The organism is Erythrobacter donghaensis, from assembly GCF_001557325.1.
GTDB classification, from domain to species: Bacteria; Pseudomonadota; Alphaproteobacteria; order Sphingomonadales; family Sphingomonadaceae; genus Erythrobacter; species Erythrobacter donghaensis_B.
Map to the genome: position 1 here is coordinate 1 of NZ_LSJS01000303.1, position 11,487 is coordinate 11,487.

Below are 11,487 nucleotides of genomic sequence, written 5' to 3' on the forward strand. Positions count from 1 at the left end.
ATTCCGCGACTACGCCGCGTTCCTGCGCATTATCGCTTCCTCGCGATAAGCGATCTTATGCGCAGCTGCGCATAAGATGCCCCAGGCGTCCGCATAAGTGTCGTAGACGGCGATCTGTTCGGCGGTCAGATCATGTTTCAGGATCTCGTATTCGACGCCTGCAAAGCTGAGCGCGCGCGCCTGATAGAGGCCCAGTGCCTTGAGGTCCCGCGACACGAGTTCCATCGCAGCGATGCCCCCTGCCCTGATCTGGCTGATGAAATCTTCGCGGTTGGCAAACGCAGTGCTAGGTCCCCACAGACCGAGCCGCACGGCATAGGCAAGGTTGTTGACCTCCGAGGCTCCGGTCGCAGAGGCGTAGAGAACCCGGGCATCGGGCAGATTGTTTTGCAGCAGCACGCCGGCGATGCCTTGCAGCGATCCGCTTTTCGTGCCGCGGGCGCCCTCGCCCCCTGCAACACCGCCCATCTCGTGGCTCTCGTCGAAGGCGATGACACCTTCGAAATCCTCGCCCGCCCAATCGAGCAGCTGCTTCAGGCGGGTGGCGTCCTGACGCTGGCTGCGAAGAGTCGGGTAGGTGACGAACAGGATCCCTTCGCGAAACGGAACCGCCTGGTCGATCTTCCAGTTGGAAAGCGGCTGAATGTCGGCGGCAAGGCCGCCGATTGCGCTCCAGTCGCGGCGCGCGTCTTCGAGCAGGCTCTCGTTCTTCGAGATCCAGATGGCCTTGCGGCGTCCCGCAAGCCAGCCATCAAGGATGCAGGCGGCGATCTGCCTGCCCTTCCCCGCCCCCGTGCCATCGCCAAGGAAATAGCCTTTGCGGTAGGCGCGCCCATGCTCGTCCAACTGCAGGCCAACGCCCTCTTCAGCCGGGGCAAACAGGCCAGGCAGATACTGCTGCCACGCGTTCCCGGCATAGATGACAGTTTCGATCTGGGCCTCGGATAGCAGGCTTTCCTGCAAGACCCGATCCTGCAGCGCCGGGACATAATCCGGGATAGGTGCCGGGATCGAACCCATGGCCACGCTCTCGACGAGCGGCGTCGGATGTTCGCGTGCGCCAACAATGTCGACCCGGCTTGGCCGGTACGGGATGTAGACCCCGCTTTGCTCACCGAGCACGCGCGGCTTGTCCAGGGTACTGAACGCCAGTGCTTCGATCTTGGGGGCTTGGGTTGCCCTCGCTTTGACGGGTTTTGTGATCGGCGTTGCCCGCATGGCTTTGAAGAGCGCACCCGGCTTTGCTTTCGGCGGCACCGCGCGCGGTTCGCAGTCGGGCTCGGCTGTCACGCGTTTGATGATTGGAACCGCAGACGCGACGTCTGCAACTGTCTCTCGCGCCAAAACTGCTTGCCTGATCTGCCCCGGGATCTTGTCGATCACGTACAAGCGCACGGCCACGCTGGTGCCCTGTTTGTGATAGCATTTATCGAGCCGGATGGATGTGCGGACCGTGCAAGAGGCGAACGTGTCGTCATAGATTTTCGCAAGCTTTGCGCTCGTCGTGAACCAGTCCGGCATGATCGCGACGATCCTGCCCCCCTGCTTGAGGCGCGTTATGGCAGCGCGCAGGTGACGCACCGCTGCGAACTCGTCTGCTCCTCGCCCCATTGATCGGGAGAACGGCGGGTTCATCAGGATCAGGCTTGGCTGCACAGCCGCGTCGAGATGCGAAGCCAGCATGGCTCCATCGATCCCTGTGATGGTGGCATCGGGAAACAGCAGTGCCAGCTTTTCACGCCTGCGCGGATCGATTTCGTTGAGATGCAATGCGCTGACATCGGGCAAAGTTGCCACCAGAGCGCCATGTCCGGCGCTCGGTTCAAGAACGATATCGGTTGCGAGTGGCTGCGCCAAAATCACGGATAACGCTGCGAGGTCTGCGGGCGTCGAGAATTGCTGGTACCTGATCTGGTCTTCACTTCTGACCGTATGTGTCGGCAGTGCCTCGATAAGCGCACTGATCTCCGAAATCTGAGTCAGCATCTGAGGTTTGTTCAGCAGTCCGGCCACGTGGCGCGTCAATGCCGCCTCGAGCAGGTCAAAAGCGTCCCTCTGGCTCCAGGCGCCGTTTGCGGAGCCCTCCCCGTAGAGCTGGCGCATCGCCTCAAACAGGCGTGGCTTGTTCGCCAGTCCGGTGGCGATGGCGTGCTGGATTTCGGTGATTGCTGCGTCCAGCTTCTGGCTGGATTGTTCAAAATGGTCGGTCACGGTCTGCTCCTGATGCTGAACCGCATCAGGCCATCCCCCTCCCCTCTCGCCTCGGGGTTATGAGCCCGTGATCACCACAGGCTATGCGACAAGGGGTGCCCGGCAGCGCCGGGAATTCGGGACCGGCACCATCCCGATGATATCGGTTTGACTTCTACCGCCAAAAATGATCATAAAACACGAACTGGGTCGCAGAACTGCGATTCATCGAAAGGCAGACGCATGTCCTACACCGTGAACACACTGCGAAATATGACCAGATCCTGCGAAATGATGCGCGATCGGGTCAAAGCTGTGGTGTTCAAACCTGATGAACGCAAGGTCCTGGATATCACGTTTGGGCCTACGGCGGCAGCGGAATTGGTCGGAAGAACGCCTGAAGCGCTTGCCAAGGCAGAGAAGGAGGGACGTCTCGCGCCTCCGAAGCAGCTTAACAATGGCCGTCGCTATTACACGCTCGAAGACCTTACTCATATTCGCAGGGCGCTGAACATTCATCCGGGCAAGCTAGCCCATGAGAATGCGGTCGTAGTAGCCGTGCAGAATTTCAAGGGCGGCGTCGGCAAGAGTACGATTACCAAGCATTTCGCCGATTTTCTCGCACTGAACGGATATAGCGTTCTCGTGATCGACTGCGATCCGCAGGCGTCAACGACAACTATGTTCGACATCCAGCCCGAAGCACTTATCGACGAAGAGGAGACTTTAGGAAACTTCCTGTCGCCTCGCAGTACATTCGATGATTTCAGGAAGGCAATCCGAGAAACCGCTTGGCCTACAATCAAAATAGTGCCGTCAAGCCTTGGCCTGCAGGATGCAGAGTGGGACCTCACGGCAACGTTGACGGAGGGCGGACAAGCAGTGCGCGAGGGACTTCAGCGTCTCCGTATTGGCATCGACAGTATCATCAAGGACTTCGACGTCGTCTTGCTCGATCCTCCGCCGGCCATGGGGTTCCTGGGCCTCAATGTGATGGCCGCCGCAACAGGTATGCTCATCCCGGTTCCGGCAAGGCAGCTCGACTATCTTTCAACCATCCATTTCATGGACACCATCGCCGAGAATATCGAGATCCTCGAGGATCACGGAACGCCTGTTGATTATGGGTTCATTCGCGTCGTCTGCTCGGCCTACACCCCCAGCAAGCCGGGTGAAGCCGACATGTGGAAGATGATGAAGGCCACATATGCCAATTTCCTGCTGAATCAGCCGATCCTGGCTTCTGAGGAAATCAAGAATGCTACTCAAGCATTCCGGTCGATCTATGAAAGCAAGCCTTCAGCAGCGCACGCAACCTACCAGCGTTGCCGGGACAATCTCAACGCAGTCTTCGGAGAAGTTCTGAACGAAATACACGAGCAGTGGCCGTCGAAGAGCATTTCGAGACGGTCATCTGACACGGCAGGGAGTGTTGCAGCGTGAGCCGTCGTTCATTGATTGGCGAGGCCCTCGCCTCCCCTGCCCCTGACCAGCCTTCCGTCTCTGAAGCCAAGGACGCTGCAGGGGCAACTGCATCGCGCAATTTCACAACACGTCGGCTTGAAGGCTTCACGGAAGCAGCGCGGATGGTCAAGCGCCCGACCATCCGGCTTAAACCTGCAGAATGTTCGATCTGGCCGGGAAACGCCCGTGATTACGAACAGCTCACCGAACCCCGTTTGCGATCTCTGATTGAGTCGATCCAAGCAGAAAACGGGAACCGCATCCCAGTAGTCGTGCGTCGGAAACAGCAAGGTGAGCTGCAGTACGAACTGATCATTGGCACAAGGCGTCACTGGGCTGTCGCGTGGCTCAACGCCAATCACTACCCGGATATCGAGCTCGTAGCGATTATCGAAGATCTCGATGACGAAGCTGCGTTCCGCCTTGCTGATATCGAGAACCGCGAGAGGGAAGATATCTCAGACTTAGAACGCGGTTTGAACTACAAGGCAGCAGTCGACACCTATTACGATGGCCTTCAGGCACGGCTTGCTGAACGCGTGAAGATCTCGAAATCTACGCTCGCCCGGTACATCGGCCTGACAGAGATCCCGCAAACAATCGTAAGCGCATTTGCCTCGCCAATGGAACTTCAGGTCCGGTACGGTGACAAGCTTCTTCCAGCCATACGCAACCCATCGCTGCGCCCCAGGATGGAGGAAGCAGCAAAGCAAATCGCTGCGGAACAAAGTTTCCGGCAATCCGGAGACGAAGAGCCAATTTCTGGCCCTCAGGTTGTTGTCCGTCTGCTCAAGGCAGTTTCGGGCAGGCCTGGCCGTGCCCAGAAAGCCGTAATCGAAGCCGCAGGATCGTCCATTGGTGTCATCGAAAAGGATCGTGCACGAGGGCTCACGATAACGATCAACCCCACTGATTTGAGCGCTGACGAAATCCTCGATGCATTGCGCCCTCTGATTGAGAAGGCGAAGATTCTAAAAAGGCCTGCCCCATGAAGGAGGGTTTCGAACCCACCTATGGCCATGCCTTCACCACTCTGAAAATGTGGCTTTTATCGTTTTATTTCATATGTTTAGCCCACTTGTCCCACATGTGGGACAGCGGCAGATTTACTAGGCGAAGAACGTGAGCGAGAAAGATCAGTCCTCCTCCGGTCGCCGGGTGCAGTTTGAGATGTTCTTCACGCTGCCTGATTTCAGCGACATCTCGCTGCGGGACTATCAGGAGACCATGCAGCGTCCTTTCTTCAGCCTTTCGAAGAAGAAGCGCCTGAAACCCATTGAGTACCTCAGCCCGGACAAGTCGGTCACCGTCCATGTATCAGCCAACCCAGCCTATGGGATGGCGACCATCTGGGATGCAGATATCATGATCTATCTGGCGTCTCACCTCAACGAATTGCGCGAGCGGGGTGACAACGACCTGTCGCCGACCATTCGTGTTCAACCTGGCGATCTCCTCAAGCGAATCTGCTGGGGTGTAAGCGGGCGCGCCTATGAGCGACTGATCGCAGCGCTTGATCGTCTTCAGGCCACGACGATCAAGACGAACATCCGAGCAAACTCCAAATCCCGCGAGACCACATTTTCGTGGATCGATAGCTATACTCATCTCGTTGATGAGCGAACCCAGCGTTCGCTTGGGATGGAAATCACGCTTTCCAAGTGGTTCTTCGACGGGGTCATGGACAAGCGGAATGTCCTTGCGATTTCGCCTTTGTATTTCGAGATAACGAGCGGACTTGGGAAATGGCTCTACCGCGCAGCTCGCAAGCACGCTGGTGGCAATGGGCCAGAAGGTTTCACGATTGGCTTCGAAACTCTTCATCAGAAAAGCGGCAGCGAAAGCTCCCTACCCTCGTTCAAGAACAAGATTCTTGAATTGGCGCGAGCTAACAACCTACCGGATATCAGTCTGGAGGTCATTGGAGCAGAGACGCCGCGCCCAAAGCTAAAGATGGTGATGCGTCGCCATCTCGAAAAACCTTCTGGAAAAACCGAGGGCAGTGGCTCTGTCACCACGGAGAGCAGAGCCCAGCGCATTCAGCGCGCAACCCCCGAAAAGGCAGCCAAGGTCAGCCCTCCGCAGGAATTCGTTGATCCTGCCCTCGTGCGCAAGCTCCTTGCAACAACGAGCGCGAGCTTGCGCCCCGAACAGCAAGCCGATGCATCAGCGGCATTGGACAGCAATGCAAGCCAATCTCAGTCACGGCGAAGGGGAGGGGGCGCGCAGGACACTCTTGACCCCGAAATCTATCAGGCCATCCGTGCTGAATGTCCTGGTTGGGATCTCGATGTGCTGATGCGGCAATTCGATTCCTTTTTGAACAGCAATCCGCATGAGTTGCCAAGGAACTACTCGAAACGGTTCTACGGCTTCATGAAGAAGCACCACGAGCGCAACAAGCATACGCTTCCGGGCTTTTGAAGATCGCGACCTTCTGCAGGACTTGGTAGCGGCGCCCGGCGGGCTGGTAGAGCTGCCGCTCGGCTTCAGGCCTGATTACGCTCTGCCGCAGGCATAGCGATCTATCGTAACAATAAGAACAGTCTCATCATGCACGGCAGCTAGCGAACGTGTTTTCGGGAATCACTTCGCTTAGCCCGCCCGATCAGAGGATCGCGTCTACGTTCGGCGCCTGCTAAGAAATCGCTGACTATGCCCAAGAGCACCGGCATGGACCCTACGGCCGTGCTTCTGCCGTCCATCTTTGACTGAAATCAGCGATCTACTGTGCAGCGCTCAAGCCAGCTGGCAGATCGCCTTAGGCTCCACTTCGGTCACTGCGATCCAGAAACCCGACAGGTCGGCCTTCAAGCTGGGCGATGGAAAATGCCTCCAAAAACCATTCCTGAAAACACGTTCGACCGGAAATACCACATTTCCGAAAACACGTTTGTTTCAGCATAGGGGCAAATGGGGGATCAGAAAGTTTGGGATCGGCGCATCATATGTGAATCGGAACGCTAACTGATCCTCTGGCCTCACGTTCTCAGCCGCGCTTTCAAAGTTATCAACAGGGCGGGGAGGTGGCGAACGTATGATCAGGCATCAGATGACGTGTTATTAGAATCTGGCGGTCGTGCTATCAGAAACAGAACATCGTGTTTTCAGATTCGGCATAGCCGCCCCGACTCGCGAGAAATCAGGAGTTTGCAGACTGATCGCGAGCAGGTAACCTCTTAACCTTAGAATCTAAATCCCCTAACGTTCACGCCTGCGGCGGATTTGTTATTGATTTGATTCAAGATTAAGGAAGGTCGACATATCCCTTCGACAATGACCGCTTTGCGTGCAATGCGTACCTTCCACCGGCATGGCACCTTGGCAGATTAGCGCTGGTCACAGCCTTAAGATCGATTCCGTGAATCACGACAGGGACCTGTGATTCAAACTTCCGATTGGCCTAACTTCACGTGGCTATCGCATAGTCCTCCGCATGTTAGAGGATGGACAAAGGGAATGTCAGATTTGGCTCGAAGCCAAAGATCCCGATCTCAATGTTGCAAGGCGGTACGCCATATCTCGAAGCCAGGACCTGTTCGGTGTCACGATTGTTGAATTCTCGTGGGGGCGGATTGGAACGCGTGGACAGCGACGCAAGTTATCCTTCGCCGACGCAGGCAGGGCGACAAAGTTCGTAGAACAGTTGCTGCGTCGCAGAGCGACCTCACATCAACGAATTGGCGTTTGCTACCGGGAAGTATTCCGGGGTCCATGATACGTTCACGTGTCCGTTGGGACGATTGCGCCATCGGAAGTTCGAAGGCTGACCATGCTGGCAGTCACCATAGCCGCAACTGATTGTGAAGCGGTTCGCTTGGTCACCCCAAGGCCTCTGGCAAGCTCCGCACGGGTGAGAGGTCCGATGCCGGCTACCAGACGCCAAGCTAGGGGAGCCGTCGAGGAGGCGTACAGGCCTGAAAGTGCTCCCTCAGCCTGCAGGTGAGCCCTTTGCATGGCACGGAGGTCAGCGCCTGCACTCTCAGCGGTAGCCTGAAGCGCACGGCCTAATAGGACGGGCAGGGGTTCCTCGTGAAGTTCACGGAACAGAGCCCGCGGCATGACCCCAGCAAGCGCCATTGGCGCCGAGCCCAACCCAAACAAGTGCGGCCGCATGGCAGCAGCGAGCGATGCCGCCCAGGCCGCTCCACGCGGTGCCATACGTGTTACCGCGAACCTACCGACCTGGACCATCTCACTGCCACCTTCGAGGAAATCGATTTCTTCAGTGCGCAGCTCCGCCAACCATTCAAGGAGGGTGCCCATCGGATCGCGGCTCGGCAGCAGCGCGTCGAGCCGTTCGAGCGCGCGATCAGCAGGCCTGTATGTCTCGCTGAATCCTTCGGAGTGATTTTTCGCGGCCATAACCAGCTTGGCAGCACGGGCGAGGGGAGGGTGACCACGCCGGCTGATCCACGACAAGAACTGGCGGCGTTCTTCGGAATACCACGAGCGCACAAGCTCGTCGGCCTCAAGCCCCGGATTGTGTTCAATTCCAAGATTATCAAACGGATAATCGCGCACATGCACGCGCCAGAGGCGACGGAGTGAGGCCAGCGCAAGGCATTCGGACAGCTCGGGCGAGATGAAGGGGAGGGCGCCTTCGATGCGGGCAAGCGTCAGTTGCCAGGGTGCTGGGGCGGATACCATCGGCCAGATAGTATATAAATGGCGTAAAAAGTATACCCAGCTTGTACGGTGGATTTGCTGTCCGATAAGCGCCCTTCACGGACGACATGCTAATCTATATAAAGCAGGCGAAATGCGCTGCGATGTCGCCCCGGCCCGAAGGCAAGGGCAGGGCACAGCAGCTGCATTGAAGCTGGAGGAGTGTCGCCTTGGATGATGATAGCAGCAAGGCTTTGGGGCTCTCAGATGAGGCTGCGCTCGCGCCCTTGGGGAATGTGATCCCGCCGCAGCTCGCGGCTGAAATCGAAGTGGCCCGCTCATACCGGGCGCGCTCCAAGGCGGCCAACACTGTCCGAGCCTATGACAGCGACTGGCGGCAGTTCGAAGAATGGTGCTGGGTGCGCGATCTTGAGCCTATGCCGGCTATGCCGGAGGCAGTTGCCACATACCTTGCCTCGCTGGCGCAGGCGGGGAGGGCGGACAGCACTATCGGGCGGCACCTTGCCGCCATCGCCTGGCACCACAGGCAGGCAGGTCAGGTAGCACCCCAGCATCGAGATCCGCGCGATGTGATTGCTGACACACTTGCTGGGATCCGCCGCGAGCAGCGTGCGCGGCCAACGCGCAAGAAGAGCGCTATTCTGGCAGCTGATCTCGCGCGGATGATTGCAGCGGCCGAAGGCCAGAGTCCGCGGGCTATCCGCGACCGGGCGGTCATGGCACTTGGGCTGGCGGCGGCGTTGCGGCGTTCCGAACTGGTCGCGCTACAGCTGGCTGACCTCGAACTGGTGCGCGAGGGGCTCAAGCTGACGATCCGGCATTCCAAGACCGACCAGGAGGGGGCAGGGCAGGTCATCGCGGTTCCCTCGGGCAAGGTGCTCAAGCCCGGTCCCCGCCTCAACGAATGGCTCAGCGTAAGGGGAGGGGAGGCTGGTCCATTGTTCTACCGCACCGACGCACAAGGGATGATGACCAAGGAGCCCATGTCGGATCGCTCGGTTGCCCGCCTGATCCAGCGCTACGCCGAAAAGGTTGGGCTCGATCCTGCCGCAGTCGGTGCGCACTCACTGCGCTCAGGGTTTCTGACCGAGGCGGCCAAGGCCGGAGCCTCGCTGCCCAAGATGCAGGAGGTATCGCGTCAGAAGAAGGTGGAGGTGCTCCTCGGTTATGTTCGCGATGCCGCGTTGTTCGAGAACCACGCCGGTGAGGGCTTTCTATAGAGAATCTAGGCTATGGAATGCTGGCTTGCGCCACGATGGTCCCTGGTTTCAGGTACCCTTACGGAGCGTCACATATGACAGAGGCGTTATCGTGCTAGGTCTGCTAGAGCTGGATCGCGAATAATTGATTACACCGCAGGAAAATTTCATTAGATTCCCCAGGTAGTCGATTTTGATCCTGCCGATTGAGTGACTGAAACATAGAAAATGGCCCGCGCTGATCATCTTGTCTCGCTCGTTCGCGCCAGCGTTGCTGGCGACCGTGAGACGCTGCGCGCAGCGGCCGAGGCCATTGCGGCGGACGAACGAGCCAAAAATCACCACATCGTTGCAGATCGCATCGAACGCGCACTAAGCACCGTGCCGGTAACGCCGCCGCCTCTCACGACCTCCCAGCCTCAGGTCGGGCCAGGTCGAGACACGATCATCGAAATCGAAGCGCGGGTTAGATTTGATGATCTGCTCCTTTCGTTGCCAGCGCGCGAGAATGGTCGTCAGCTGATCGAAGAGCACATGCGTGCTGATGTTTTGCGCGCACATGCCTATGAGCCACGGCATCGGATTCTGCTTTCCGGGCCTCCTGGAAACGGGAAGACGTCCTTTGCTGAGGCAATCGCGGAGGCGCTGGGCTTACCATTCTTCGTCGTGCGTTATGATGCTTTGATCGGCAGTTACCTTGGTGAGACCAACGCCCGGCTTCGCAAACTGTTCGATTATGTGCGCACACAGCCGAGCGTCCTATTTTTCGACGAGTTTGATGCTATCGGTAAAGAGCGTGGCGACACCCATGAAACCGGCGAAATCAAGCGCGTGGTCTCGTTCTTGCTCATGCAACTCGATCAATTGCCGCCGTATGTTATAGTTGTTGCGGCTACCAATCATGCAGAGTTGCTTGATCGCGCGGTATGGCGTCGCTTTCAGATGCGGTTAGCTTTTCCACAGCCCGATCGTAAACTGCTTGAGGTGTTTTTGGACAGGGTCATCTCTGGCTGGCCTGAAACTCCGCGCATGACTGTACAGAAGCTTGCGACCCGCCTTGGCGAAGTAAGTTATGCCGAAGCGCTCGACCTGTGCCAAAATGTGAGGCGCAGGCAGATATTGGGTTTGGGGGAGATTGGGATCGATGATGCGCTCGAGACAGAGCTTGAACTATGGAAATCGCGCGTACGGCCCGGGAATGTAGATGGCGAGCGATCCAACCAAGCCCCTGCTGAGGCTGACGCCAGACCAATCAAGACAACGCCCCGCCGGTCAGCAAAAATTTCCCCGACCACCTGAATCTTTCCCTCGGGATCGCCAGCAAGCCACATTTGCCCCAAAATTCGACCGCCTGGCCCAGGCTTTGGCGCGAGATCCGGGCGGTCTCGAACTGCGTGCCGATCCGGCTGCCCTGGCACCGGAGAGATTGCTCGTCTTCGAAGTCCGTGGCTCGGTGAACAATTTTGCCGCAGCCGTTCAGCGCGTGCCCGGCCTCGAACTGATCGACGAGGAGGAGTTAGGCAGCGACGACGACAAGGAGCCCGTTGCCTACCTCCTTGTTCCGGACGCACGCGCGCTCGCAGAACTGCTCTCTCTTTGGAGGCGCTGGAACGCCGATCAACTGCAATTCGGGGAGACGCCGTGGCGTGGCGTGTTCGAACTGCTTCGCGATCTGCGACCATGGGGGCCTCAGGACAGGGTCCAACGAATCGACGCCAGTTTTCTCGCCGAGGAGATCGAGGAGCGCGGCGAGGACGAGCTTGTCCCGCTGGAGATCGAATTGATCTACCGAGCCTCTGAGGTTCAGGCCCAGGCACGGGAAGATGAAGTGCGCGCGGCAGTGACCGCACGCGGCGGGCAGATCATCTCGCGTGCCCGGCTGCCCGAGATCGCCTATCATGCCCTGCTCGTGGATTTGCCGGTACGCGCGATCCGGGAGATCATCGATCAGGCGGAAGGCGGCATCGCCAGCCTCGAGCCTGTCATGCACATCCGCCCGCAAAGC

The 11,487-nt window shown here is 58.2% G+C and carries 8 protein-coding genes and 1 pseudogene; 7 read left to right on the top strand and 2 right to left on the bottom strand.

Going from position 1 to position 11,487, the window contains the following annotated elements; genetic code table 11:
- Window positions 1-9 precede the first annotated feature (9 nt).
- Complete coding sequence (locus AX692_RS17595) at window positions 10-2,211, bottom strand: strawberry notch-like NTP hydrolase domain-containing protein (protein ID WP_073977792.1); 2,202 nt, start codon at window positions 2,209-2,211, stop codon at window positions 10-12.
- Between the two features lie 222 nt (window positions 2,212-2,433).
- Between AX692_RS17595 and AX692_RS17600 the strand changes: the two genes are divergently transcribed.
- The 4 genes from AX692_RS17600 (at window position 2,434) to AX692_RS19320 (ending at window position 7,372) form a co-directional block, all read left to right on the top strand.
- Entirely contained in the window at window positions 2,434-3,633 is a 1,200-nt protein-coding gene (locus tag AX692_RS17600) for an AAA family ATPase (protein ID WP_073977793.1), read from the top strand.
- Complete coding sequence (locus AX692_RS17605) at window positions 3,630-4,646, top strand: ParB/RepB/Spo0J family partition protein (RefSeq protein WP_058803371.1); 1,017 nt, start codon at window positions 3,630-3,632, stop codon at window positions 4,644-4,646. The genes AX692_RS17600 and AX692_RS17605 overlap by 4 nt, the downstream gene beginning before the upstream one ends.
- Before the next feature lie 178 nt (window positions 4,647-4,824).
- A complete protein-coding gene (locus tag AX692_RS17610) occupies window positions 4,825-6,078 on the top strand; it encodes a replication initiator protein A (protein ID WP_081095436.1) in 1,254 nt (417 codons plus the stop codon).
- Between the two features lie 1,012 nt (window positions 6,079-7,090).
- Complete coding sequence (locus AX692_RS19320; protein ID WP_081095434.1) at window positions 7,091-7,372, top strand: WGR domain-containing protein; 282 nt, start codon at window positions 7,091-7,093, stop codon at window positions 7,370-7,372.
- A 5-nt stretch (window positions 7,373-7,377) separates the two neighbouring features.
- On the opposite strand, the gene AX692_RS17615 is transcribed toward AX692_RS19320, so the two are convergent.
- Complete coding sequence (locus AX692_RS17615; protein WP_073977794.1) at window positions 7,378-8,304, bottom strand: hypothetical protein; 927 nt, start codon at window positions 8,302-8,304, stop codon at window positions 7,378-7,380.
- A 188-nt stretch (window positions 8,305-8,492) separates the two neighbouring features.
- On the opposite strand from AX692_RS17615, the gene AX692_RS17620 reads away from it, so the two are divergent.
- The 3 genes and pseudogenes from AX692_RS17620 to AX692_RS17630 form a co-directional block, all read left to right on the top strand.
- Window positions 8,493-9,503: a site-specific integrase gene (locus AX692_RS17620; protein WP_230959565.1), complete on the top strand. Its 1,011-nt coding sequence runs from the start codon at window positions 8,493-8,495 to the stop codon at window positions 9,501-9,503.
- A gap of 207 nt (window positions 9,504-9,710) precedes the next feature.
- Window positions 9,711-10,781 (top strand): AAA family ATPase, encoded by a 1,071-nt coding sequence (locus tag AX692_RS17625; RefSeq protein WP_054590513.1) that lies wholly within the window; start codon window positions 9,711-9,713, stop codon window positions 10,779-10,781.
- Window positions 10,782-10,845: 64 nt separating this feature from the next.
- Window positions 10,846-11,487: pseudogene (locus AX692_RS17630) on the top strand (hypothetical protein); the annotation flags it as partial.